The following is a 25,259-nucleotide window of genomic DNA, read 5'->3' on the forward strand; positions in this document are numbered from 1 at the left end:
AGGGAAGCGGGCGTTCCTTTTGCGCCAAGTTGGCAACAACCGAATGCCCGCCCCGGCGGGCGCAGAATTCGCACGGACGGCTACCGGATAGTGGAAAAGGGCGCCGAATTGATGGCGCGTTTCATACGGCCCGGTCTCACTTTCCCGCGCCGGGACCGCCGTACGGAACGGCGTGCGGACCGCCATGCGGAACGGGGTGCGGAACGGGGTGCGGAACGCCGTGCCGCGCGGCCGCGCAGGCGGGGTCCCGGGACCGGCGTCCCGTACCGGGCCGTCCGAAACTCGGTGGGCGATGTCAGTGCCCGTCCGTAGGCTCGCTGTTGATGCCCACGACACGTGCAACCACCGAGGACCGCTCCGCCGTCCGCACCCTGCTCCGGCTGTGGCCGTACGTCCGGCCGGTGCGTGCCCGGCTCTTCACCGCCGCCTTCGTCGCGGTCGTCGCCTCCTGTACCGGACTGGTGATCCCGCTCGTCCTGAAGTGGCTGGTCGACGGACCGGTGGCGGACCGGGACCCGGGGGGCGTCTGGCTCGGCGCGCTGTACCTGCTCCTGCTGGGCATCGCCGAGGCGGTCCTGTTCGGGATACGGCGCTGGCTGGTCGCGCGCCCGCTGTCGCACATAGAGGCACGGATGCGGGCAGACCTCTACCACCGGCTGCAGCGCCTGCCCGTGGCCTTCCACGACCGCTGGTCCTCGGGCCAGCTGCTCTCCCGCGGCACCACCGATCTGATGCTGGTGCGCCTGTTCCTCGCCTTCCCGCTGACGTTCCTTCTGGTCAACGGCGTGACCATCCTCGTGGGCGTGGTCATCATGCTGTTCCAGGACTGGGCGCTCGGACTGGTCATCCTCGGCCCCGCCGTCCCCGTGATGTGGATCTGCGTGGTCTTCGAACGGCGGTACGCGGAGGTGGCGCGGCGGGCCCAGGACCAGGTCGGGGATCTCACGACGCTGGTCGAGGAGAGCGTGCTCGGCATCCGTGTCGTCAAGGGGTTCGGCCGCCACCGCAGCCAGGCGCGTGCCTTCGGCGCACTGGCCGGCCGGCTCCGGGACACGGAGCTGCGCAAGGCGCGGCTGATGGCCACGATCTGGGGGCTCATCGTGGCGCTGCCCGAGGTGGCGATCGGGGCGGCGCTGGTGCTGGGCGCGCTGCGGGTGGCCGACGGCGACCTGTCGGCGGGCACGCTGGTCGCCTTTCTGAGCACGGCCCTCGCCCTGCGGTGGCCGGTGGACTCGATCGGCTTCATGCTCGCGATGAGCCAGGAGGCGGCGACGGCCACCGAGCGGTACTTCGAGGTGATGGACGAGGAGCCGGAGGACCCCGGGACCGCGGCGGTCCGCGGCACCGGGTCCGCGCCCGTACCGGCGAAGGACGCTCCGCCCGGGCCCGCGCCCGCGACCCGGCGCCCGGCCGGCACCGGCGGCGGGCTGCGCTTCGAGAACGTGGTCTTCCGCCACCCCGACGCTCCGCCCGGCACACCGCCCCTGCTCACCCGCGTGGACCTCCACGTCCGCCCCGGCGAGTCCATGGCCCTCGTCGGGGCCACCGGCAGCGGCAAGACCACCCTCACCGCCCTCGTCCCGCGCCTGTACGAGACGACCTCGGGGCGGATCCTGCTCAACGGCACGGACATCACGGAGATGTCCCGCGAGGAACTGCGCACCCGGGTCGCCGTCGCCTTCGAGGAACCCACCCTGTTCTCGGCGAGCGTCGGGGAGAACGTGCTGATGGGCGCCCCGGCCGGCACCGGCGAACCCGCGCTCGGCCGCGCCCTCGCCATCGCCCAGGCCGACTTCGCGCACGCCCTCCCGGAGGGCACCGGCACCCGCGTCGGCGAACAGGGCCTCAGCCTCTCCGGCGGCCAGCGCCAGCGCCTCGCACTGGCCCGCGCGGTGGTCGGCCGGCCCGAGTTCCTCGTGCTGGACGACCCGCTGTCGGCCCTGGACGTGCACACGGAGGCCGCCGTGGAGGCCGCGCTGCGGCGGGTCCTCGCCGACACCACCGCGCTGATCGTGGCCCACCGCCCGTCCACCGTGCTGCTCGCCGACCGGGTCGCGCTGCTCTCGGGCGGCCGGATCGCCGCCGTCGGCACCCACCAGGAACTGCTGCGCCGCAACGCCGAGTACGCCCACCTCATGTCCGGGGAACAGGAGCACTCCCGTTGACCACCACGACCCCCGCCACCCCCGCCGTCGCGGACGACGACGAACCCGCCGGTCCGCACGGGGCGGGCGACCCCTTCGACCGCGACGTCCTGCCCACCCCGCCCGGCGCCACGGCCGCCCTGCTGCGCTCGCTGCTCGCCCCCATGAAGGCCCGGGTCGCCCTCACCACGCTGGCGCTGCTCCTCCAGCAGGCGGCGGTGCAGGCGGGCCCGCTGCTGGTGGCGTACGCCATCGACAGCGCCGTACCGGCGCTGCGGGACCACGACCACGGGCCGCTGATCGCGGTCGCCGTCGGCTACCTGCTGTGCGCCCTCGCCTCGGGCGCCCTCCAGTTCGCGTTCATCGAGGTCTCCATCCGGGTGAACCAGGACGTGCTGCTGGACCTGCGGGGGCGGATCTTCCGGCACGCGCAGGCGCTGAGCGTCGACTTCCACGAGCGGTACACCTCGGGCCGGCTGATCTCCCGCTCCACCACCGACGTCGAGTCGCTGCGCGAGCTCCTCAACGAGGGGCTCCAGGAGCTGGTCACCGTCATCCTGTCCTTCGTCTACATCTCGGCGATGCTGCTCTGGCTCGACCTCGGCATCGGCGCGGTCGCGGTGGCCTCCTTCCTGCCGCTGTATCTGCTCGTCCGGCTCTACCAGCGGCGCGCGGGGCGGGTGTTCCGGGTGCGGTCCACGGCGATCGCGGCGGTGATCGTGAAGTTCGTGGAGACCATGAACGGCATCCGCCCGGTGCGCACCTTCCGCCGGGAGGCCGCGAACGACGCCGAGTTCGCCGTGCTGAACGGGCGGCACGAGGGCACGAACGGGGACGCGCTGCTGGAGATGGCCCGCTATGTGGTCGGCTCCCGGCTGGTGGCGAACACCGCGGTCGCGGGGATGGTGCTCTGGGGCGCCTACCGGGTGGCGACCGGCTCGCTGGAGCTGGGCGTGCTGGCGGCGGCCGTGCTGTTCCTGCGCCGGCTGTACGACCCGATAGACCGCCTCGGCATGTTCCTGAACTCCTACCAGTCGGCCGCCGCCTCCCTGGAGAAGATCGCCGGGCTGCTGGCGCAGACACCGTCGGTGCCGGAGCCCGCCGAGCCGCGCGAGCTCCCGCCGCCGAAGAACGAGTTCCCGGGCCGTGAGGTGGTCTTCGACGGGGTCGGGTTCGGCTACCGCACCGGCGGCGAGGTGCTGCCCCGCTTCGATCTGACCCTGCCGGCCGGGCAGACGGTCGCCGTCGTCGGCTCCACCGGCGCGGGCAAGTCGACCCTGGCCAAGCTGCTCGCCCGCTTCTACGACCCCTCCAGCGGGCGCGTGCTGCTGGACGGCGTGGACCTGCGCGAGCTGGCCGTGCCCGAACTGCGGCGCGGGGTGGTCATGGTGACGCAGGAGGCGTTCCTGTTCTCCGGCACGGTCGCCGACAACATCGCCATCGGCCGGCCCGACGCCACCCGGGAGGAGATCGAGGCGGCCGCGAAGGCGATCGGCGCGCACGAGTTCATCAGCGCCCTGCCCGACGGCTACGACACCGACGTCCGCAGACGCGGCGGCCGTATCTCCGCCGGGCAGCGCCAGCTGGTCGCCTTCGCCCGGGCGCTGCTCGCCGACCCGGCCGTGCTGATCCTGGACGAGGCGACCAGTTCGCTGGACATCCCGGGGGAGCGGGCGGTGCAGCACGCGATGACCACGGTGCTGCGGGGCCGTACCGCCGTGGTCATCGCGCACCGGCTGTCCACCGTGGAGATCGCGGACCGGGTGCTGGTGATGGAGCACGGCCGGATCGTCGAGGACGGCCGCCCGGACGCGCTCATCGCGGGCACCGGCCGGTTCGCCGGACTCCACAAGGCGTGGCGGGAGAGCCTGGCCTAGCCGGTGCCGGGCGCCGTCACGGCACCCCCAGCTCGAAGAGCGCGTATCCGGCGTACGAGCCGGAGGCCAGGGCCGCGATGCCCAGCAGCGTGCACAGCACGGGCAGGCTCAGCCGCCGCATGGCCACCGCGAGCGGCAGGAACAGCGGGAAGCAGGGCAGCAGATAGCGGGAGATGTTGGCGACGATCTGCTGGCTGCCGAGGACCAGGGCCAGCGTGAGGACGGTGTACACGACCAGCATCGCCGGCGGGCGCAGCCGCAGCAGCAGCGGCAGCAGCGCGCAGGCGAGCAGGATGACGGCGACCGAGATGACGTCCGCGAAGGGGTAGGCGAAGAGGTAGTCGAACTTGCCCACGGGCACGGACGTCAGCACGTCCCAGGTCTGTTCGCCGTAGTCGAAGCTGTGCGCCCAGGCACCCGACTGGAGCTTGAAGTAGCCGCGCAGGTCGCCCATGCGGTTGCCGACCCAGAGCAGGTAGCCGAGCAGTCCGAGCGGTGCGACGGCCATGGCCAGGACGGGGCGCAGCACCCCGTCCTGGCGGCGGCGCAGGGCGAGCAGCGCGGCCACGCCGAGCGCGGCGATCAGCGCGGCGGCGGTGGGCCGGTTGAGGCCGGCCGCGAAGGTCAGCACGCCGGCGGCGAGCCAGCGGCGGGTGAGGACGGCGTGGCAGGCCCAGGCGGCCAGGGCCACGTAGAGGGAGTCGGAGTAGACCGCCCACTCCACGCCCGAGCCCGGCCACACCGCCCACAGCCCGGCCGCCGCGAACCCGGCCCGCCGGCCGCCGAATCGTTCCGCCACGGCGTAGACACCGAGGGCGGCGGCGAAGGAGGCGACGATGGAGACGAGCAGTCCGGCGCCGTAGGAGCCGAGGCCGGTGACCGCCGAGGTCAGCCGCATCAGGGCCGGGTAGAGCGGGAAGAACGCCGCCGAGTTGCCCTCCAGCGTGATCAGTCCGGTGGCGCCCGGCACGGGGATCAGCTTCGGGTCGTAGCCGTGCAGCGCGATCTGCTGGTACCACCAGCCGTCCCAGGTGGCCAGCACGTCCCAGGCGTGCGCGCCGCCGCCGAACCGCGGGTGCCTGGTGCGGTAGTCCCCGGCGGAGGACAGCAGGTACATGAAGGAGCAGAAGCCGGCCAGCTTCAGCGCGCCGAACAGGGCGAGGACCGGCCCGTGGTGGCGGGCGGCGGCGCGCAGCCGGGCGTGCGGCTCGGCCCCGGCGGCGGGGGTACGCGGCCGCGGCAGGGTGGCGGTCACCGGACCACCGGCCTCGGCGGCCGGCGGCGGGCCGGTGCGCGGCCGGCCAGGGTGCGCCGCATCCGGACGATCCCGCGCAGGTCCGCCAGGGCGGTGGCGAGGATGTCGACGCTGCTGTCCGGGTCGTCGACCCAGTCGACCGGCACCTCGTGGATCCTCAGGCCCGCCCGTTCGGCGAGCACCAGCAGCTCGGTGTCGAAGAACCACTCCCCGTCCCGCACCAGCGGCAGCAGCCGTTCGGCTGTCTCCCGGCTGACCGCCTTGAACCCGCACTGCGCGTCGGAGAAGCCGACGGCGAGCGTGCAGCGCAGCAGGACGTTGTAGCAGCGGGATATGAACTCGCGCTTGGTCCCGCGCACCACCCGCGCGCCGGGTGCCAGCCGGGTGCCGATGGCCAGGTCGGAGTGGCCCGAGATCAGCGGGGCGACCAGCGGCAGCAGCGCGGTGAGCCCGGTGGACAGGTCCACGTCGAGGTAGGCCAGCACGGGTGCCCGGGAACCCGACCAGGCGGCCCGCAGCGCCCGGCCGCGGCCCTTCTGCGGCAGCCGCAGCGAGCACACCTCGGGGAGTTCGCCCGCCAGCCGCGCGGCGATGGCCGGGGTGCGGTCGGTGCTGGCGTTGTCGGCGATGGTGATCCGGAACGGGTAGGGGAAGGTGTCCCGCAGATGCGTGTGCAGCCGCCGGACGTTGGGCTCCAGGTCCTTCTCCTCGTTGAACACCGGCACCGCCACGTCCAGGACGGGCTCCTCGTGGGTCCGGCGCGACGGTGTGCGCCGGACCGCCGGCGCCGCGGCCGTGGCCCGGCTCGGTCGGATGTATGTCACGTTGTTCCCCGTTTGTTCCGGTAGAGAGGGCATGCCCAGGGCAGGCTCGGGCGCGTGCGGTCATGCGGACTAGTCGATCGGGCTGACCGTCGACGAGGGCTGGTCGGACGGGTCGGCGGATGCGTGCGCCGTCGCCGTCGGCGGTCTGCCGTCGTCCCGGCCGGTGGCCGTGGCGGACGGCGGCGGCGGGTACGCGGTGGTGGTGGTCGTACTCCCGCCGCTCCCCGGCGGTTCGGAGGTGGTCGGTGCGTCACCCGGCGTCGGACTGTCCGTCGGCGTCGCGGACGTCGTCGACGCCGACGTCGATGTCGAGGACGGCGACAGGGTCGGTGACGGGGACGTCGAGGTGTCCGGCGTGGGCCCCGGGCTGGTCATGGGCCGGGGGTGCGGCGCGGTGGGCCGGTCGTCGGTGTGGCCGTGCGGCCACAGGAACAGGCCGAGGCCGAGCCCGGCCACCGCCAGGACGGACCCGGCGGCCCGGCGGGCCGCGCGCACCCTGCGCCGCGCCCGCACCCCCGCGCGCACCGCCTCCCGGTGCCGGGGCTCGAAGGACGCCGGCTGCCGGTCCTGGTGCATGAGCTGCGTCAGCTGCCGCTCGAAGTGATCCATGGGTTCTCCCTCACCCCACCGGCTCGATGACGTCGGCCAGCAGCCGGCGCAGCCGGGCCACCCCGCGCGCGGCGTGGGACCGGGCCGTGCCCACCGGGCAGCCCAGAATCTCGGCGACCTGCCGGTCGGGCAGGTCCTGGTAGTAGCGCAGCACCACGGCGGCCCGCTGCTGCGAAGTCAGCAGGCCGAGCGCCGCCTCCAGCCGCGAGCGCTCCGCCACGGACGCCGACAGGTCCCCCGCCGCCGCCACCTCGGGCAGTTGCTCCACCGGCCGCTCGCCCCACCAGCGCCGCCGGGCCGAACGGGCCGCGGCCCGCGCCAGCACCTTGCGCACGTAAGCCTCCGGGGCCTCGTCGGCGACCTTCGGCCAGACGAACCACAGCTTGACCAAGGACTCCTGCAACAGGTCCTCGGCGCGATGCCGATCCCCTCCGGTGAGCAGACGGGCCAGATGGAACAACACCGACCAGCGGGCCGCCACGAACGCGTCGTACTCACCGGCCCGAGCCTGCTCCATCCTCACGGTTCCTGTCCTCGCCGGCTGTCTCTCACCAGGGGAAAGGCCCTGGACCCCGTCCCGCGCTGCACCTCGCGGGCGTGATCCGTGTCACGTGCGGGGGCCGCACCCGTGCCGCGGTGTCACTCCACCCGCAGCAGCAGCACGGCCCGCGCCGGCACCGCGATCTCCGCACCCGCCGGATGGACCGTACCCGGTGTCTCCGTCTGCTCCTCCAGGGAGGTGTCGAGCAGGACCCGGTAGCGCTCGGCCCACGGCGGGCCCGGGAGCACGAAGCCGGTCGGCCGGTCGCCCGCGTGCAGCACCGCGAGGAAGCTGTCGTCCACCACCGGGGCGCCCCGCTCGTTGCGGCCCGGGATGTCCCGCCCGGACAGATACATGCCGAGCGTGGCCGCGGGCGCGTACCAGTCGCCCTCGGTCATCTCCGCGCCCCGCGAGGTGAACCAGGCCAGATCGCGCAGCCCGTCCGCGCTCTGGGAGCGGCCGGAGAAGAAGGCCCGCCGGCGCAGCACCGGATGCCGGTGGCGCAGCCCGATCAGCCGGGCGGTCAGGTCGTACAGCGCCCGCCAGCCGGGCTCGCGCAGCAGCGACCAGTCCAGCCAGCTGATCTCGTTGTCCTGGCAGTAGGCGTTGTTGTTGCCGCGCTGGGTGCGGCCCAGCTCGTCGCCGGCCACCAGCATGGGCACGCCGGTGGACAGCAGCAGGGTGGCGAGGAGGTTGCGGATCTGCCGGCGGCGCAGCGCCCGCACCCGCTCGTCCCCGTTCTCGCCCTCCGCCCCGCAGTTCCAGGACCGGTTGTCGTTCGTGCCGTCCCGGTTGTTCTCGCCGTTGGCCTCGTTGTGCTTGGACTCGTACGACACCAGGTCGCGCAGGGTGAAGCCGTCGTGCGCGGTGACGAAGTTGACCGAGGCGTAGGGGCGCCGGCCGCCCCAGGCGTACAGGTCGCTGGAGCCGGAGAGGCGGTAGCCCATCTCGCGCACATCGGGCAGGGCGTGCCGCCAGAAGTCCCGGACGGTGTCGCGGTAGCGGTCGTTCCACTCGGTCCACAGGGGCGGGAAGGCGCCCACCTGGTAGCCGCCCGAGCCGATGTCCCAGGGCTCGGCGATCAGCTTCACCCGGCGCAGCACCGGGTCCTGGGCGATGACCGCGAGGAACGGGGAGAGCATGTCGACGTCGTGCATCGAGCGGGCCAGTGCCGCCGCCAGGTCGAAGCGGAAGCCGTCCACGCCCATCTCGGTCACCCAGTACCGCAGCGAGTCGGTGATCAGCCGCAGCACCTGGGGCTGGACGACGTGCAGGGTGTTGCCGCAGCCGGTGTAGTCGGCGTACCGGCGGGCGTCGTCCTGGAGCCGGTAGTAGCCGCGGTTGTCGATGCCCTTCAGGGACAGCGTCGGCCCCAGCTCGCCCGCCTCCGCCGTGTGGTTGTAGACCACGTCGAGGATGACCTCGATGCCGGCCGCGTGCAGCGCGCGCACCATCCGCTTGAACTCGCCGACCTGCCCTCCCGTCGTACCGGAGGCCGCGTAGGCCGCGTGCGGGGCGAAGTAGCCGATGGAGTTGTAGCCCCAGTAGTTCTTCAGGCCCCGGCGCAGCAGATGGTCCTCGTGCGCGAACTGGTGGACGGGCAGCAGCTCGACGGCCGTGACGCCGAGGCCCGTCAGATGCTCGATCGCGGCCGGGTGCGCCAGGCCGGCGTAGGTGCCGCGCAGCTCCTCGGGGATGTCCGGGTGCAGCCGGGTGAAGCCGCGCACGTGCAGCTCGTAGATGACCGAGTCCGCCCAGGGGGTCTTGGGCCGGCGGTCGTCGGACCAGTCGTCGTCATCGTGCACGACCACGCCCTTGGGGACGTACGGCGCCGAGTCCCGCTCGTCCCGCACGGTGTCCGCGACCTGCTGCTCGGGCCAGTCCCGCACATGCCCGTACACCTCGGGCGGCAGGCGGAACTCGCCGTCCACCGCGCGCGCGTACGGGTCGAGCAGCAGCTTGGCCGGGTTCCAGCGGGCGCCGGTCCACGGATCCCAGCGGCCCTCCACCCGGTAGCCGTAGCGCTGCCCGGGCATCACCCCCGGCACGAAGCCGTGCCAGATCTCGTGCGTCAGCTCGGTCAGCGGGATCTGCGTCTCCCGGCCCCGCTCGTCGAACAGGCAGACCCGCGCCGCCTCGGCCCCGGCCGCCCACAGTGCGAAGTTGGTGCCGGCGACCCCGTTGGGGCCGGCCCGGAACCGGGCCCCCAGCGGGGTCGGCGCACCCGGCCACGCGGCCGGGGCGGCCGGCAGGGCCTGCCGGACGCCGTCGGCCGTCGCCGGTTGCCCGCTCCCGGCGGCCGGCTCCCCGGCCGGTGCCCGCTGCTCGGCTGCGCTCGTCACTGTCGGCCCCTCTTCATCAGTGGCTCGCCCGAGGGGCGCGGCCGACCGTGCCGAGAAGCCGCGGGCGCTCCGATCAGCGCCCCGGCCGGCCCGGTACGACTGCGCCCGACGGCTCCGACCGGGCGTGGCGGCTCCCCAACGTGTCGTCCTTCCCTCTGTTCTGCCCAGTGCGTGGCTCGCACTCACGTTTCCCCGGAGCGGGCCCGGTCGTTGAGCCCCCCGTGAGGCACGTACAAGGACGCGCACGGCGCACGGGGGCCGCGCTGGCCGCCGTACTGACATGGGCGGGGCTGCTCACGGGCTGCTCCGCGGACGGCTCGGGACCACTGGGACTCGGCGGGGGGCCGGGGGATCCACCGGCCCCCGAGGACGTCATCCGGGTGACCCCCGACGACGGGGGCAAGGGCGTACGCCCCGGCGACCGGCTGCGGGTGCGGGTGCCCGGCGGCCGGCTGGAGAAGGTGACGGTCGTGCGGTCCCAGGACGCGCAGGACGCGCCGGTCCCGGGGCACATCAGCGAGGACGGAGCGACCTGGCAGCCGGAGGCGGACCGGCTGGCGCTCGCCGCCAAGTACACCGTCGACGTGGTCGCGACGGACTCCCGGGGCCGCCGCTCGGCCCGGCACACCACCTTCACCACCTACGTCCCCGACGAGCGGTTCATCGGATACGTCACCCCCGAGAACCGCTCGACCGTCGGCACCGGGATGATCGTTTCGCTCTCCTTCAGCCGGGAGATCGAGAACCGCGCGGCCGTCGAACGGGCCATCCGCGTCACCGCCCGGCCCCCCGTCGAGATCCGCCCGCACTGGTTCGGCAAGGGGCGCCTCGACTTCCGCCCGGAGCACTACTGGAAGCCCGGCACCGAGGTCACCGTCGACCTCGGCCTGCGCGACGTCGAAGGCGCCCGCGGCAGCTACGGCCTGCAGGACAAGACCTTCTCCTTCACCGTGGGCCGCAGCCAGGTCTCGCTGGTCGACGCGGCCAAGCACACCATGGACGTCCGGCGCGACGGGCAGCTCCTGGCCACCGTCCCCATCACCGCGGGCGCACCCAAGCACCCGAGCTACAACGGGAAGATGGTGGTGATGGACATGCTGGAGGTCACCCGCATGAACAGCCAGACGGTCGGCTTCGGCGGCGAGTACGACATCCCCGACGTCCCGCACGCCATGAAGCTCACCGACTCCGGCACCTTCCTGCACGGCAACTACTGGGCCACGGACGCCCCCGGCCGGGTCAACGTCAGCCACGGCTGCGTCGGGCTCCGGGACATCAAGGGCGGCGGTTCGGACACCCCGGCGGGCTGGTTCTTCGACCGCAGTCTGGTCGGTGACGTGATCGAGGTCGTGAACAGCAAGGACAAGATCGTCGCGCCGGACAACGGACTGGGCGGATGGAACATGACCTGGAAGGAGTGGAAGGCGGCCGGTGCGGTGAAATAACCAGGTGAGGGGTGCGCGCCGGGGCGGCGGTGGCGGGCGGAAGTTGCGACGGAACGGTGACATTCGCCTGACACCGCGCTCAAATCCCGGCGGTTAATATGCGCGCACAGAGGTGGGGAGCGGGCCGGATTCCGGCCCGGCGAGGGGAGAACAACTTGAACATACGGCCTTTTTCGGGGGCGTCGGCACAGGGGCGGCGAGGCCGTAGGGAACTGGCACTCATAGCCGGCGCCCTGGTGCTGTCGCTCACCGCGTGCGGCGGAGGCGGAGAGTCCGGCTCCAAGGCCGGGGGGGACAAGGGAGCGGGCAGCCGCCAGGGCACCCAGTCCGCGGCCGCCGTCAGCATCGCGCCCAAGTCCGGTGCCACCGGCGTCGACACCAGCGGCGCGCTCAAGGTCGGCGTCGCCAAGGGCAAGCTGACCGAGGTCACCGTCAAGGACGAGAAGGGCGCGAAGGTCGACGGGGCCATCACCGGGGGCGGCGCCTCGTGGACGCCGTCGACCCATCTGGCCGGCGGCACCAAGTACACGGTGCACGCGGTCGCCAAGGACTCCGAGGGCCGCGAGGCCGCGGAGGACTCCAGCTTCACCACGCTGACCCCGAAGAACACCTTCATCGGCAACTTCACGCCCGAGGACGGTTCCACCGTCGGGGTGGGCATGCCGTTCTCCGTCCGCTTCACCCGGGGTATCACCCACCCGCAGGACGTCGAGAAGGCCATCAGGATCAGGACCGAGCCGGCCGTCGACGTCGAGGGCCACTGGTTCGGCAACGACCGCCTGGACTTCCGCCCCGAGAAGTACTGGAAGGAAGGCACGAAGGTCACCGTCGAACTCGACCTCGACGGCGTCGAGGGCCGCGACGGCGTCTACGGCAAGCAGCGCAAGACCGTGACGTTCACCATCGGGCGCAACCAGGTCTCCTACGTGGACGCCAAGAAGCACACGATGAAGGTCACCCAGGACGGCAAGGTCGTCAAGACCATCCCGGTCACCACCGGCAAGCCCGGCTACGACACCTGGAACGGCCAGATGGTCATGCGCGAGAAGCTCGTCGTGACCCGTATGAACGGCGAGACCGTCGGCTACGGCGGCGAGTACGACATCAAGGACGTCCCGCACGCCATCCGCCTCACCGACTCCGGCACCTTCGTCCACGGCAACTACTGGGGCGGCGGCGCCTTCGGCAACTACAACGCCAGCCACGGCTGCATCGGCCTGCGCGACGTGCGCGGCGGCTACGACAGCTCCGTCCCGGCCGCCTGGTTCTTCAACCACTCGATGAGCGGCGACGTGGTGGTCGTCAAGAACTCCCACGACGCCACGGTGGCCCCGGACAACGGCCTCAACGGCTGGAACATGTCCTGGGCCGACTGGAAGAAGTGAGCCCGCGCTGACGGACGGGCCCGGTGCTGTGAGGAACGGCACCGGGCCCGCTGTCGTTAGTGCCCGTTAACCTGCCTGCATGACCGTCACTCTGGAAGTCGCCGAAGGCGTCGGCACCCTGCGTCTGGACCGGCCGCCGATGAACGCGCTGGACATCGCCACGCAGGACCGGCTGAAGGAACTCGCCGAGGAGGCCACGCGCCGCGACGACGTGCGCGCCGTGGTGATCTACGGCGGCGAGAAGGTGTTCGCGGCGGGCGCGGACATCAAGGAGATGCAGGACATGGACCACGCCGGGATGGTCCTGCGTGCCCGCGCCCTGCAGGACGCCTTCACCGCCGTGGCCCGCATCCCCAAGCCGGTCGTCGCCGCCGTCACGGGCTACGCGCTCGGCGGCGGCTGCGAGCTGGCCCTGTGCGCCGACTACCGCATCGCCGGCGACAACGCCAAGCTGGGCCAGCCGGAGATCCTGCTCGGGCTGATCCCGGGCGCGGGCGGCACCCAGCGGCTGCCCCGGCTGATCGGCCCCTCCAAGGCCAAGGACCTGATCTTCACGGGCCGTCAGGTGCGGGCCGACGAGGCCCTGGCGATCGGCCTGGTGGACCGGGTCGTCCCGGCCGCCGAGGTCTACGAGCAGGCGCACGCCTGGGCCGCGGGGCTCGCGCAGGGGCCGGCGATCGCGCTGCGCGCGGCGAAGGAGTCGGTCGACACCGGTCTCGAGGCCGACATCGACACCGGGCTCACCGTGGAGCGGAACTGGTTCGCGGGTCTGTTCGCCACCGAGGACCGCGAGCGGGGCATGCGCAGCTTCGTGGAGGAGGGCCCCGGCAAGGCCAAGTTCAACTGACCGTCCGCCGTGTGAACGTCCCGCCAACTCCGTTCGTGGTCCTTGCAATTGACGCGACGTCTCATTCGGTTCCCTCGATGGAGCGGTTTATGGGAGCCTTAAGGCAACCTTAAGTCTGCTGTGTCGAGGGAGTTCGGCGCTTGCCCGGAAGTGAGCCGTCGCCGCAGGTCAACCGGGCTGCGCCGGACATCGGCATGCCCTCGGCATATGCCGCTCGGCAGGCGTGGAGCAGGGGCGTGCAGGGGGCGTATTCCTCCGGAACGGCCCCCAAGGAGGCCCGCGGCGGCCATCATGGGGGCATGGCGGGGCTGGAGGGCATCGATCAGCCGCGGGGACACAGCCGTGCTGCCGCGGCGCGCTGGTCGCCTGCGGTCGAGGACGAACAGGCGCTCAAAGCGCTCGAACTGTTCGGCAACCCGACGGAGGCGGAGGTCCCGCTGCCGTCCCGCCCGGAGTCGGCGGCCACCGCCCGCCGGCTCGCCCAGGTCGTCGTCCTGCGCACCTGGCGGCTCAGCCCCAAACTGGCCGAGGACGCCGTCCTGCTGGTGTCGGAACTCGTCGGCAACGCCGTACGGCACACCGGCGCCCGGGTCTTCGCCCTGCGGATGCGCCGCCGCCCCGGCTGGATCCGGGTGGAGGTCCGCGACCCCTCGCGCGGACTGCCCTGTCTGATGCCGGTCCAGGAACTCGACGTCAGCGGACGCGGACTGTTCCTCGTGGACAAGCTCTCCGACCGATGGGGCGTCGACCTGCTGCCGCGCGGCAAGACGACCTGGTTCGAGATGCGGGTCACCGACCGCTGAGACGCCGCGGGACGCTTCCGTACGACCCGAAGGCATACCGCAATCGGGGGTCAATGATCTACTTTCATGACGATTCGCCCTTAAATGGTGCGCGTGACCACCACCAACCGCCGCGAGGCGCTGCGCACGGGTGCCGGGATCGTCGCCGGCGGTGCGCTCGCCGCCGGGTGCGGCGCCGCACCGGCCGCACCCCCCGGCGCCACGGCACCGCCCCCGGCCACCACGGCCGCGCCCCGCCGGCCCTCGGCCCGCGCCAAGGCGGCCCCCGCGCCCCGCGCCTTCCCCGGCCGGCCCGACCAGATCGCCCACGGTCCGCGCACCCGCCCCCAGGTGGCCCTCACCTTCCACGGCCAGGGCGACCCCGCCCTCGCCCGCACCCTGCTCGCCACGGCCGAGCAGCGGGGCGCCCGGCTCACCGTGCTCGCCGTCGGCACCTGGCTGGACGAGCACCCCGACCTCGCCCGCCGCATCCTCGACGGCGGTCACGACCTCGGCAACCACACCCAGCGGCACATCGGCGTCAACACCCTCGCCGAGGCGGACGCCCGCAAGGAGATCACCGACTGCGCCGAGCGGCTCAAGCGGCTCACCGGGTCCATCGGCACCTGGTTCCGCCCCTCCCGCGCCCAGTCCGCCTCCCCGCTCGTCGTCCGGCTGGCCCGGGCCGCCGGCTACCCGCACGTGCTGTCGTACGACGTCGACTCGCTCGACTACACCAGCCCCGGCGCCGCCGCCGTCACCCGTGCGGTCCTCGCCGGCGCACGCAACGGATCCGTGGTGAGCCTGCACTTCGGATACCCGGACACGGTCGCCGCCCTCCCCGACGTCCTCGCCGAACTCGGCCGCCGCGGACTGCGCGCGGTCACCACCACGGAGCTGCTGAGCTGATGCGAACCACCAGAGCCGCCCGGCTGCTCGCCGCCGGCACCGCCGTCACCGCCCTGGCCCTGCTCTCGGCCTGCGGCGGCGGGGAGCCGGAGCGCCCGCGCGAGACCCCCGTCAGCAAGGCACCGGTCCAGCCGCGGGTGCGGCAGCCGCGGCTGGACGTGCTGCCCGGGATGCCGCCGGTCGAGGACCCGGCCGACCTGTACGCCGCCGACCGGCCGAACCGGCTCTCGCCCGTGGTCGCGGACTTCCCCTCCCGGGTGTACGTCCCCAACACCAACTCCAACACGGTCACCGTGATCGACCCCGCGACCTACCGGGTCGTCGAGACCATCCCGGTCGGCCGCCAGCCCCAGCACGTCGTGCCGTCCTGGGACCTGAAGACCCTCTGGGTCAACAACGACCTCGGCAACACGCTCACCCCGATCGACCCGCGGACCGGGCGGGCGGGGCCGCCGGTCGACGTGCACGACCCGTACAACCTCTACTTCACCCCCGACGGCAAGTACGCCGTCGTCATGGCCTCCATGGACCGCCGGCTGGTCTTCCGCGACGCGCACACCATGAAGGTCGTCAAGTCCGTCCCGGTCACCTGCTACGGCGTCAACCACGCCGACTTCTCCATCGACGGCCGCTACTTCATCGTCTCCTGCGAGTTCAGCGGGGAGATCCTCAAGGTGGACACCGCGCGGATGGAGGTCCTGCGCCAGGAGCGGCTGCCGCTGCGCGGCGCCATGCCGCAGGACGTCAAGGTCTCCCCGGACGGCAAGCTGTTCTACATCGCCGACATGATGGCCGACGGCGTGTGGATCCTGGACGGCGACAAGTTCACCCGTCCCCGGTTCCTGGCCACCGGCAAGGGCGCCCACGGCCTCTACATCAGCCGCGACTCCCGCGAGATGTACATCTCCAACCGCGGCGAGGGCACCGTCTCCGTCTTCGACTTCGCCCGGGACCGGCTCACCAAGAAGTGGCGCCTGCCCGGCGGCGGCAGCCCCGACATGGGCGGGGTCTCCGCCGACGGCAAGGTCCTGTGGCTGTCCGGCCGGTACAACGCCGAGGTGTACGCCATCGACACCCGCACCGGCGCCCAGCTGGCCCGCATCAAGGTCGGCAGCGGACCGCACGGCCTCGCCGTCTACCCCCAGCCCGGCCGCTACTCGCTGGGGCACACCGGCATCTTCCGCTGACCGGGCCGCCCCCGCGCGCCGTCGCGCGGGGGGAGCAGCAGCGCCTCCGCGCCCACCGGGCGGTAGCCGGCCGCCTGGAACGCCCGCATGCTGCGCGCGTTCCCCGGGGCGATCTGCGCCCACAGCGGCTCCGTGGCCAGCTGCCGGGCGGCGGTCACCAGCAGCCGGCCCAGCCCCCGCCGCCGGGCGCCCTCGGCCACCTCGACGGACACCTCCAGACGGCCGGCGACCCCGCGCCCCAGGACCAGCACCCCGTCCTCGGCGGTCCAGGCGCGCACGTCGTCCCGTCTGCCGCGCGCGTAGGCGATCCGGGGGTGGGCGGCGTCCTCGATCTCCCGCAGCGCGAGCGGCGGCACGCCCGGCAGCGGGGCCGCCACCAGCACCGCGTCGACGGTCTCGGCCCGGCGGCCCGTCCGGTCCAGCAGGGCGGTCAGGAAACGCGGGTTCAGCGTCGCCGCCAGCGCGTCGCAGTCCGTGCCGCGCAGGGTCTCCCGCACCCACTCCGGATCCTCGTCCGTGACGATCACCGAGTGCGCGGTGAAGGACAGCACCCCGGCGTCCCGCGGTGAGGGCTGTGCCACGACCGTCGTCCCGCCGTCCGCCGGCGGGAAGACGCCGGCCGCCGCCGCGTCGAGAAGGTCCCGCAAGGTCGCCAAGGCCGCTCCCCGGATCTCGGTCCACTGGAGGGCCCAGACTCGCAGACGCGGTCGGCGGCGGCACCGTACTTGCCCCGCCGGCCGGCCCGCCGCGCCGGCCGCCGAGGGCCCCGGGTGGGCGGTCGCGGCAATCGGTGCTCGCGCGGGCCGTTAATCTGACCAGCGTCAGTACGCCAGCACGGCATGAGAAACACAACCAAAAGGGGCGGATCGGTGGCGGACATCGAGGAAGCACGCAAGCAGTTCCAGCGGATCGACGCGGACGGTGACGGATTCATCACCGCGGCGGAGTTCAAGTCCGCCCTGGCGCAGGCAGGTGACTGGAACGTCACCGACACGGTCGCGGAGGCCATCATCCGCACCCGCGACCTCAACGGCGACAAGGTGCTGTCGTTCGACGAGTTCTGGGCGTACCTGTCCAAGTGACCCGGTGACGACAGGGGGTGCCCGTCCCGTGCGGAGGGGGCACCCCCTTCGTCATGCCGCCACCCGGCCATGGCGCCCCCGCGGGCGCCGCGGCGGCGGCCCGTGCCCGCGCTCACCCGTTCGCCGCACCGCAGGAATAGTCCCCGGCCGGCCCGGGTTGACGGTCAGTACCAGGAACCATGCATGTGCATGGAAGTGCGCTCACGGAGGGTCTGTCATGAAGATCGGCATCATCGGCGCGGGGAACATCGGCGGCAACCTCACCCGGCGCCTCACCGCCCTCGGCCACGACGTCTCCGTCGCCAACTCGCGCGGCCCCGAGACGCTCCGGGAACTGGCCGAGGAGACCGGCGCGAGGGCGGTAAGGGCCGAGGAGGCGGCCGAGGGCGCCCAGGTCGTCGTCGTCACCGTCCCGCTGAAGGCGGTCCCGGACCTCCCGGCCGGCCTGCTGGACGGCGCGGCCGAGGGTGCCGCGGTGATCGACACCGGCAACTACTACCCGCGCGAGCGGGACGGCCGGATCGCGGCCATCGAGGACGAGGGCCTCACCGAGAGCCGCTGGACCGAGCAGCACCTCGGCCACCCGGTGATCAAGGCGTTCAACGGCACCTATGCCCAGGACATCCTGGACCGCCACCGTCCCGCGGGCGACCCGGACCGCATCGCCCTCCCGGTCGCGGGCGACGACGCCGCGGCCAAGCGGACCGTCCGCGAGCTGATCGACGAACTCGGCTTCGACACGGTGGACGCCGGCACCATCGGCGAGTCCTGGCACCAGCAGCCCGGCAGCCCGGTCTACGGTCTGCGGGCGGGCGTGGCGGAGGTGGAGAAGGCCCTCGCGGAGGCCTCCCCCCAGCGCCCGGCGGACTTCCGCGCCTGACGCCCGCTCCCGGCCCCTAGGGCGTGGCCCAGTCGCGCAGGTCGTCCTCCTCCGCGAAGCGGGCCACGTCCTTGTCGTGGGGTTCGCTGGTGTACTGGTGGAACCGCCAGTCCGCCTTGATGCGCGGCTTGCCCGCGGTGACGTAGTCGGCGATCCACAAGCCGTCTCCGGCGTAGGACGTGGTGTCGATGTCGAGCCAGAAGTGGCGGTTGCAGTAGAGGACGACCCGGTTGTCCGGGCGGAGTTCCTTGAGTCTGCGGATGAAGCGGTCCTTCTCCGCGTTGCTCGCGCGGGTGCCGTCCCCGGTGGTCTCCCAGTCGACGGCGAGGATGTCGCCGGGGCGTTCCGGTGTGTGGCTGAGGAAGTAGTCGGCCTGGGCGTTGAGGTTGCCGGGCCACAGGAAGTGGTAGAAGCCGACGACCAGTCCGGCGTCGCGAGCCGTCTTCGTCTGCGCGGTGAGCCGGGGGTTGATGTACGAGCGGCCCTCCGTCGCCTTGATGAAGACGAAGGAGAGGCCGTCCGTTTCGTAGGCGGAGGACTGGTAGGCGCTTACGTCGATGCCATGCAGCATGGGGGTGTTGTGCCCCCTATGGCCGTAAACGGAACCTCAGCTCCGGGTTGTCACCGAACTCAGCACCGATGCCGGTTTCGCGGACCAGTCCGAGGTGATCAGGCTCGCGTGGTCCTTGGCCAGCAGGGCGAGCCGCGCGGCGACTTCGGCGTCCGTCGGACTGGTGGAGGAGATCGCGGGGGAGACGTTGTGGGCGTCCGTCGTGATCAGGATGTAGTGGTTCGCGGAGTAGAACGAGGTGTCGTAGCCGTTGTTGACGTACGCGGCCGCGTCACCGTCGAAGAAGACGAACCAGGGGCGGATCGAGGCGTCGTAGCGGCTGACGCGCGGGTCGCCGTTCGCGGCGCCGAGCACGACCGGGAAGGCCTGGGCGGATGAGATGTTCCCGGCCGCCGCGAGGTCGCGCAGATGGTCGCCGTACTCCTCGTCCGTCCAGTAGTGGTCGAACGGGTTGGCCTGCTCCACCGTGCCCGGGATCAGGTCGAAGAGGAACTTGCCCTTGAGGGAGTCCCTGGACGGCCAGGCGTTCGCCTTCGCCGCCGCGTCCAGCGTGCCGTACGTCCCGCCGAGCAGATCGGCCGGCTTGTAGACGCTGCTGCCCAGCTTCTGTGCGACGAGCGTGTCGAACTCGTCGGGGCCGAGGCCCCCCTTGTCGTTGAAGCCGACCTTCAGCTCGACCTTGACCACGATCGGCGGGTGGTCGGGGTGGAGCTGGTTCCAGGCGGCCATGTTGTCCAGGCAGCTGCCGAGGTCCTGGTTGCGGCTCTTGCCGTACAGCTCGCCCGGGGTCTTCGCCGCCTCGCAGTTGTTGTCGTTGCCCAGCGGGTTGCTGTGGCTGACCCGCCAGCGGTGGGTGATGCTGTCGACGTAGACGTCCAGCTCCAGCAGCGAGGCCCCGGAGTCCAGCGCCTGCGCGAAATAGGGGTACTTGGCCTTGTCGTACGCGTTGTGCGTGCCGATGGCCGTCGTCTCGGAGAACTTCGGCGCCGCCGCGTGGGCGTTGCCCGGTACCACCGCCAGCAGTGCGGCGGCGCCCACCGGTGCCACCAGCCGTCTCAAGCCCCGCATGAGTCAAGTCCCCTTCGTCGCGGATGAGTTGGCGGCAGCTTAAGGGGAGGTGGTTGCCGTGCGGTGGCCCCGGGGGCAACATCCGCCTCCGGGCGGCCGGGGAGTGGGTCTCCTGTGCACAGCTGTCCGGGGTTCAGGACGGCGGTGAGGCTTCCGCCGGTCATCGCGGTGACCCGGTTCTTCCTTCCGCTCACCGGGATGCGGCGGCGCTGCGACGTCACCGCTTCGCCCAGCGGTACGCGGGCACCGTGCACAGGGGGTGAACGGGCGCCGGGCGGGACCGGGCAGGGGTGCCCGGTCCCGCCCGGCCAGCCGCGCAGCAGCCCGGTGAGCAGCGGCAGGAAGTGCTCGAACGGCGGGGTGGCGGCGTCCGGGTGCTTCGCCTCGTCGTCCCAGCGGCGTACGGCGACCGCGTCGGCGGCACCCGGCCGGGCGGCGAACTCCGCGGCCTGCTCCGGGGCCATCACCCCGCCCTGGACCTCCAGGGTGTGTTCGACGCCTCGGACAGCCGGCCGCGGTACTCCGGCTCCGCCGCGCACAGACAGTGCTTGGCGGCCACGTGCAGCCGCACCGGCTCGGTGACCTCGGGGCCGAACCAGCGGCCCAGCGCGTCGGCGCCGGTGCGGCTGTGCCGGTTGTCGGTGCCGGTCATCAGCGCGCGGCCGGTGACCACGTCGCCCTCGACGTGCCCGACGTCGTGCAGCAGGGCGGCGGCCACCAGGTGAGGGCCGGCGCCCGCCGCCTCGGCCAGGGCCCCGGCCCGCGGCATGTGCTGGGCCATGGAGACCGGCTCGCCCGGGTACGCGGTCCCGCCGGCCCCGGCGAACAGCTCTTGCCCGGAGCGCGGATCACGGCACTCGGCGCACGGACAGGTGTCACGGAGCCCCATCGCCGGCAGGTCGCCGACCGGGCAGCCGGACAGCGGGCGCACGCGCTCCTCGGGGCACAGCGGTACAGACGACTTCGCCGAGCGTCACAGGCGGACACGTCCGGCGAGTGGCCCGTGGGAGGCGTCCGGGCGAACCCCGGTCCCCGGCGCGGGCGGCGCCGTCAGCACTCGATGATGTTCACCGCGAGCCCGCCCCGGGCCGTCTCCTTGTACTTCACGCTCATGTCCGCGCCGGTGTCCTTCATCGTCTTGATGACCTTGTCCAGGGACACCTTGTGCGAGCCGTCGCCGCGCATCGCCATCTTCGCGGCCGTGACCGCCTTCACCGCGGCCATGCCGTTGCGCTCGATGCACGGGATCTGGACCAGGCCGCCGACCGGGTCGCAGGTCAGGCCCAGGTTGTGCTCCATGCCGATCTCGGCCGCGTTCTCCACCTGCTCGGGGGAGCCGCCGAGCACCTCGGCGAGGGCGCCCGCGGCCATCGAGCAGGCGGAGCCGACCTCGCCCTGGCAGCCGACCTCGGCGCCGGAGATGGAGGCGTTCTCCTTGAAGAGCATGCCGATCGCGCCGGCGGCCAGCAGGAAGCGCACGACCCCGTCCTCGTCGGCGCCGGGGACGAAGTTGATGTAGTAGTGCAGGACCGCCGGGATGATGCCGGCCGCGCCGTTGGTCGGGGCGGTGACGACCCGGCCGCCGGCCGCGTTCTCCTCGTTCACCGCCATCGCGTAGAGGGTGAGCCACTCCATGGCGTGCGCCAGCGGGTCGCCCTCGGCGCGCAGCTGGCGGGCCGAGACGGCCGCGCGGCGGCGGACCTTCAGGCCGCCGGGGAGGATGCCCTCGCGGGAGATGCCGCGCTGCACGCACGCGCGCATCACGCGCCAGATCTCCAGCAGACCCTCGCGTATCTCCTCCTCGGTGCGCCAGGCCCGCTCGTTCTCCAGCATCAGGGAGGAGATCGACAGACCGGTCTCCTTGGTGAGCCGGAGCAGCTCGTCGCCGGTGCGGAACGGGTACTTCAGGACCGTGTCGTCCAGCACGATGCGGTCCGCGCCCACCGCGTCCTCGTCCACCACGAAGCCGCCGCCCACCGAGTAGTAGGTCTTGGTGAGCAGTTCCGCGCCCGCCTCGTCGTACGCCCACAGCGTCATGCCGTTGGCGTGGTACGGGAGCGCCTTGCGGCGGTGCAGCTTCAGGTCCGCGTCGAAGTCGAACGCGATCTCGTGCTCGCCGAGCAGGTTCAGCCGCCCGGACGACTTGATGTCGTCCACCCGCTGGTCCGCCGTCTCCACGTCCACCGTGCGCGGCGAGGCGCCCTCGAGACCGAGCAGCACCGCCTTGGGCGTGCCGTGGCCGTGGCCGGTCGCGCCGAGCGAACCGTACAGCTCCGCACGGACGGAGGCCGCCTTCTCCAGGTGGCCCTCGTTGTGCAGGCGCCGCGCGAACATGCGCGCCGCGCGCATCGGACCGACCGTGTGGGAGCTGGACGGGCCGATGCCGATCGAGAACAGGTCGAAGACCGAGATGGCCACGGGTGACTCCTCAATACGGGGGTGGTGCAAAGGGTGGTACAGGGGGGCGGGCACCGCACACGCCGCTTCTTCCAGTGTGCGCGGTGCCCCGCGAAAGGTGACCTACTTGTTCAGCCCCGGGTACAGCGGGTGCTTGGCGGCGAGCGCCGTCACCCGTGCCTTCAGGGCCTCGGCGTCGTACGACGGCTTCAGCGTCTTGGCGATCACGTCCGCGACCTCGGCGAAGTCCTCGGCCGTGAAGCCGCGGGTGGCGAGGGCGGGCGTGCCGATGCGCAGGCCCGACGTCACCATCGGGGGACGCGGGTCGTTCGGGACGGCGTTGCGGTTGACCGTGATGCCGACCTCGTGGAGCCGGTCCTCGGCCTGCTGCCCGTCCAGCTCGGACGCGCGCAGGTCGACCAGGATCAGGTGCACGTCCGTGCCGCCGGACAGCACGTTCACGCCGGCCTCGCGGGCATCGGCCGCGGTCAGGCGCTCGGCCAGGATCCGGGCGCCCTCGACCGTACGGCGCTGGCGCTCCTTGAAGTCCTCCGAGGCGGCGACCTTGAAGGAGACCGCCTTGGCCGCGATCACGTGCTCAAGGGGACCGCCCTGGAAGCCCGGGAAGACCGAGGAGTTCAGCTTCTTCGCGAACTCCTTCTTCGCGAGGATGACGCCGCCGCGCGGACCGCCGAGGGTCTTGTGGGTGGTCGAGGTGACCACGTGCGCGTGCTCCACCGGGTTCGGGTGGAGGCCGGCGGCGACCAGACCCGCGAAGTGCGCCATGTCGACCCACAGGTACGCCTCGACCTCGTCGGCGATCCGGCGGAACTCGGCGAAGTCCAGCTCACGCGGGTACGCCGACCAGCCGGCGATGATCACCTTGGGGCGGTGCTCCTTGGCGAGCCGCTCGACCTCGGCCATGTCGACCAGGCCGGTCTCCAGGTCCACGTGGTAGGCGACCACGTCGAACTGCTTGCCGGAGAAGTTCAGCCGCATCCCGTGGGTCAGGTGGCCGCCGTGCGCCAGGTCGAGACCGAGGATGGTGTCCCCGGGCTGGGCCAGCGCGAACAGGGCCGCCTGGTTGGCGGAGGCGCCGGAGTGGGGCTGCACATTGGCGTACTCGGCGCCGAACAGCTCCTTGACCCGGTCGATGGCGATCTGCTCGGCGACGTCGACGTGCTCGCAGCCGCCGTAGTAGCGGCGGCCCGGGTAGCCCTCGGCGTACTTGTTGGTGAGGACCGAACCCTGCGCCTCCATCACCGCGAGCGGCGCGAAGTTCTCGGAGGCGATCATCTCCAGCGTGGACTGCTGGCGGTGCAGCTCGGCGTCGACCGCGGCGGCTATCTCCGGGTCCAGCTCGTGCAGGGGGGTGTTCAGAACAGTCATCGTCTGTGCCTCCTCAGCCGGCGGAAAACGCGGTGTACTCGTCGGCGGTGAGCAGGTCGCCCGGCTCGTCCGAGACGCGCACCTTGAACAGCCAGCCGCCCTCGAAGGGGGCGGAGTTCACCAGCGACGGGTCGTTGACGACGTCCTCGTTGACCTCGGTGACCACACCGGTGACCGGCGAGTAGAGGTCGGAGACCGACTTGGTCGACTCCAGCTCACCGCAGGTCTCGCCCGCGGCCACCGTGGAGTCCACGTCGGGGAGCTGGACGAAGACGACATCGCCGAGCGCGTTGGCCGCGTGCTCCGTGATGCCGACCGTCGAGACGCCGTCCTCGGCGACCGACAGCCACTCGTGCTCCTTGCTGTAGCGCAGCTGCTGGGGGTTGCTCATGGCCTGAATTCTCCTGTACACGCGTGAGTGCTGGTGACGGGGGGACTGCGGAAACCGCTGGTGAGCGGGCGAATGTGCGCAGGGTCACGCACCGGCGGCGGGACCGGGGGCCCCGGGGCCGCGCGACCGCGCTCGGTCTCTACTTCTGGCGCTTGTAGAACGGCAGCGCCACGACCTCGTACGGCTCGTGGCTGCCCCGGATGTCCACGCCGACGCCCGTGGTGCCCGGCGCCGCGTGGGCCGGGTCGACGTAGGCCATGGCGATCGGCTTGCCCAGGGTGGGGGAGGGGGCACCGGAGGTGACCTCGCCGATCACCGCACCGCCCGCGACGACCGGGTACCCCGCGCGCGGGACGCGGCGCCCCTCGGCGATCAGGCCGACCAGGATCCGCGGCGGGTTCTGCTCGGCGCGGGCGGCGGCCCCGGTGAGCGCCTCGCGCCCCACGAAGTCGCCCTCCTTCTCGAACTTCACCACCCGGCCGAGCCCGGCGTCGAACGGCGTCAGGTCCGTGGTCAGCTCGTGCCCGTACAGCGGCATGCCCGCTTCGAGGCGCAGCGTGTCACGGCAGGACAGGCCGCACGGGACGAGGCCGGCGCCCTCGCCCGCCTCGGTCAGCGCCTGCCACAGCTCGACGGCGTGCTCCGGCTTCACGAACAGCTCGAAGCCGTCCTCGCCGGTGTAGCCGGTGCGGGCGATCAGCGCCGGGACACCGGCGACCGTGCCGGGCAGGCCGGCGTAGTACTTCAGGCCGTCCAGGTCGGCGTCGGTGAGGGACTTCAGGATCCCGGGGGACTGCGGGCCCTGCACGGCGATCAGCGCGTACGCGTCCCGGTCGTCGCGGACCTCGGCGGCGAAGCCGGCGGCGCGCTCGGTCAGCGCGTCCAGCACCACCTGGGCGTTGGAGGCGTTGGCCACCACCATGTACTCGGTCTCGGCGAGCCGGTAGACGATCAGGTCGTCCAGGATGCCGCCGTCGGCCCGGCAGATCATGGTGTAGCGGGCGCGGCCGACACCGACGGAGGCGATGTTGCCGACCAGGGCGTGGTTCAGCAGGGCGGCGGCCTCGGCACCGGTGACGGTGATCTCGCCCATGTGGGAGAGGTCGAAGAGACCGGCCCTGGTCCGCACGGCGAGGTGCTCGTCGCGCTCCGAGCCGTAGCGCAGGGGCATGTCCCAGCCGGCGAAGTCGGTCATCGTCGCGCCCAGCGAGCGGTGCACGGCGTCGAGGGCGGTGTGACGGAGTTCGGTACTGCTCATCGGTCGGTCGTCTCCCAGGGCAGGCATGGGGTCCCCCCGCGCGAGCGAAGCCGAGCGTGGGGGAGGGCGAGGAACG

Annotated in this window: 23 protein-coding genes and 1 pseudogene; 10 read left to right on the forward strand and 14 right to left on the reverse strand. The window is 72.5% G+C overall.

The annotated features are described in order from the left end of the window. The first annotated feature begins 323 nt into the window (after window positions 1–323). Window positions 324–2,165, forward strand: coding sequence for an ABC transporter ATP-binding protein (locus ACF073_RS24175; RefSeq protein WP_392073227.1), 1,842 nt, complete (start codon window positions 324–326; stop codon window positions 2,163–2,165). Further along, window positions 2,162–4,021, forward strand: a complete 1,860-nt coding sequence (locus ACF073_RS24180; RefSeq protein WP_392073229.1) for an ABC transporter ATP-binding protein — start codon at window positions 2,162–2,164, stop codon at window positions 4,019–4,021. Before ACF073_RS24175 ends, ACF073_RS24180 begins: the two co-directional genes overlap by 4 nt. Before the next feature lie 16 nt (window positions 4,022–4,037). Here the strand turns inward: ACF073_RS24180 and ACF073_RS24185 are convergent, their stop codons facing one another. From ACF073_RS24185 to glgX, 5 genes and pseudogenes are all read right to left on the reverse strand, one after another. Beyond that, complete coding sequence (locus ACF073_RS24185) at window positions 4,038–5,276, reverse strand: hypothetical protein (RefSeq protein ID WP_392073231.1); 1,239 nt, start codon at window positions 5,274–5,276, stop codon at window positions 4,038–4,040. 32 nt (window positions 5,277–5,308) lie between these two features. Further along, window positions 5,309–6,133 (reverse strand): annotated as a pseudogene (locus tag ACF073_RS24190) (dolichyl-phosphate beta-glucosyltransferase); the annotation flags it as partial. Between the two features lie 36 nt (window positions 6,134–6,169). Beyond that, window positions 6,170–6,709: a hypothetical protein gene (locus ACF073_RS24195; RefSeq protein ID WP_392073233.1), complete on the reverse strand. Its 540-nt coding sequence runs from the start codon at window positions 6,707–6,709 to the stop codon at window positions 6,170–6,172. 10 nt (window positions 6,710–6,719) lie between these two features. Continuing rightward, complete coding sequence (locus ACF073_RS24200) at window positions 6,720–7,226, reverse strand: SigE family RNA polymerase sigma factor (protein WP_392073234.1); 507 nt, start codon at window positions 7,224–7,226, stop codon at window positions 6,720–6,722. A 122-nt stretch (window positions 7,227–7,348) separates the two neighbouring features. Further along, entirely contained in the window at window positions 7,349–9,592 is a 2,244-nt protein-coding gene (gene glgX / locus ACF073_RS24205) for a glycogen debranching protein GlgX (RefSeq protein WP_392073236.1), read from the reverse strand. A 221-nt stretch (window positions 9,593–9,813) separates the two neighbouring features. Here glgX and ACF073_RS24210 point away from each other — a divergent pair, with 221 nt between their 5' ends. The 6 genes from ACF073_RS24210 (at window position 9,814) to ACF073_RS24235 (ending at window position 16,147) form a co-directional block, all read left to right on the forward strand. Then, entirely contained in the window at window positions 9,814–11,037 is a 1,224-nt protein-coding gene (locus ACF073_RS24210) for an Ig-like domain-containing protein (RefSeq protein WP_392073238.1), read from the forward strand. 155 nt (window positions 11,038–11,192) lie between these two features. Then, on the forward strand, window positions 11,193–12,422 hold the full coding sequence (locus tag ACF073_RS24215; protein ID WP_392073240.1) for an Ig-like domain-containing protein: 1,230 nt from the start codon (window positions 11,193–11,195) through the stop codon (window positions 12,420–12,422). 79 nt (window positions 12,423–12,501) lie between these two features. Continuing rightward, on the forward strand, window positions 12,502–13,269 hold the full coding sequence (locus tag ACF073_RS24220; RefSeq protein WP_392073242.1) for an enoyl-CoA hydratase/isomerase family protein: 768 nt from the start codon (window positions 12,502–12,504) through the stop codon (window positions 13,267–13,269). Window positions 13,270–13,568: 299 nt separating this feature from the next. Continuing rightward, on the forward strand, window positions 13,569–14,072 hold the full coding sequence (locus ACF073_RS24225) for an ATP-binding protein (protein ID WP_392073244.1): 504 nt from the start codon (window positions 13,569–13,571) through the stop codon (window positions 14,070–14,072). Window positions 14,073–14,165: 93 nt separating this feature from the next. Further along, a complete protein-coding gene (locus ACF073_RS24230) occupies window positions 14,166–14,960 on the forward strand; it encodes a polysaccharide deacetylase family protein (RefSeq protein WP_392073245.1) in 795 nt (264 codons plus the stop codon). Then, the gene (locus ACF073_RS24235; protein WP_392073247.1) at window positions 14,960–16,147 is read left to right on the forward strand and encodes a beta-propeller fold lactonase family protein; all 1,188 of its coding nucleotides are present in this window, start codon (window positions 14,960–14,962) and stop codon (window positions 16,145–16,147) included. The genes ACF073_RS24230 and ACF073_RS24235 overlap by 1 nt, the downstream gene beginning before the upstream one ends. On the opposite strand, the gene ACF073_RS24240 is transcribed toward ACF073_RS24235, so the two are convergent. Further along, window positions 16,114–16,803: a GNAT family N-acetyltransferase gene (locus ACF073_RS24240; protein WP_392073249.1), complete on the reverse strand. Its 690-nt coding sequence runs from the start codon at window positions 16,801–16,803 to the stop codon at window positions 16,114–16,116. The genes ACF073_RS24235 and ACF073_RS24240 overlap by 34 nt on opposite strands. Window positions 16,804–17,016: 213 nt before the next feature. Between ACF073_RS24240 and ACF073_RS24245 the strand changes: the two genes are divergently transcribed. Next, on the forward strand, window positions 17,017–17,229 hold the full coding sequence (locus ACF073_RS24245) for an EF-hand domain-containing protein (RefSeq protein ID WP_392073712.1): 213 nt from the start codon (window positions 17,017–17,019) through the stop codon (window positions 17,227–17,229). A gap of 217 nt (window positions 17,230–17,446) precedes the next feature. Continuing rightward, window positions 17,447–18,109, forward strand: coding sequence for an NADPH-dependent F420 reductase (locus ACF073_RS24250; RefSeq protein WP_392073251.1), 663 nt, complete (start codon window positions 17,447–17,449; stop codon window positions 18,107–18,109). Window positions 18,110–18,125: 16 nt separating this feature from the next. Here the strand turns inward: ACF073_RS24250 and ACF073_RS24255 are convergent, their stop codons facing one another. The 8 genes from ACF073_RS24255 to gcvT form a co-directional block, all read right to left on the reverse strand. Next, on the reverse strand, window positions 18,126–18,680 hold the full coding sequence (locus ACF073_RS24255; RefSeq protein WP_392073253.1) for a glycoside hydrolase family 25 protein: 555 nt from the start codon (window positions 18,678–18,680) through the stop codon (window positions 18,126–18,128). A gap of 36 nt (window positions 18,681–18,716) precedes the next feature. Continuing rightward, window positions 18,717–19,748, reverse strand: a complete 1,032-nt coding sequence (locus ACF073_RS24260; RefSeq protein WP_392073254.1) for a phosphatidylinositol-specific phospholipase C domain-containing protein — start codon at window positions 19,746–19,748, stop codon at window positions 18,717–18,719. Then, a complete protein-coding gene (locus ACF073_RS24265) occupies window positions 19,736–20,212 on the reverse strand; it encodes a hypothetical protein (RefSeq protein ID WP_392073255.1) in 477 nt (158 codons plus the stop codon). Before ACF073_RS24265 ends, ACF073_RS24260 begins: the two co-directional genes overlap by 13 nt. Continuing rightward, a complete protein-coding gene (locus ACF073_RS24270) occupies window positions 20,212–20,679 on the reverse strand; it encodes an HD domain-containing protein (protein ID WP_392073257.1) in 468 nt (155 codons plus the stop codon). Before ACF073_RS24270 ends, ACF073_RS24265 begins: the two co-directional genes overlap by 1 nt. A 119-nt stretch (window positions 20,680–20,798) precedes the next feature. Continuing rightward, a complete protein-coding gene (locus tag ACF073_RS24275; protein WP_392073259.1) occupies window positions 20,799–22,166 on the reverse strand; it encodes an L-serine ammonia-lyase in 1,368 nt (455 codons plus the stop codon). 102 nt (window positions 22,167–22,268) lie between these two features. After that, complete coding sequence (gene glyA / locus ACF073_RS24280; protein WP_392073261.1) at window positions 22,269–23,534, reverse strand: serine hydroxymethyltransferase; 1,266 nt, start codon at window positions 23,532–23,534, stop codon at window positions 22,269–22,271. 13 nt (window positions 23,535–23,547) lie between these two features. After that, the gene (gene gcvH, locus ACF073_RS24285; protein WP_392073262.1) at window positions 23,548–23,925 is read right to left on the reverse strand and encodes a glycine cleavage system protein GcvH; all 378 of its coding nucleotides are present in this window, start codon (window positions 23,923–23,925) and stop codon (window positions 23,548–23,550) included. Between the two features lie 139 nt (window positions 23,926–24,064). Continuing rightward, window positions 24,065–25,183 carry a glycine cleavage system aminomethyltransferase GcvT gene (gcvT, locus tag ACF073_RS24290; protein ID WP_392073264.1) on the reverse strand — a complete coding sequence of 373 codons (1,119 nt, stop codon included), beginning with the start codon at window positions 25,181–25,183 and terminating at the stop codon, window positions 24,065–24,067. Window positions 25,184–25,259: the final 76 nt, after the last annotated feature.

The organism is Streptomyces sp. NPDC015171, assembly GCF_043079545.1.
Taxonomy (GTDB): domain Bacteria; phylum Actinomycetota; class Actinomycetes; order Streptomycetales; family Streptomycetaceae; genus Streptomyces.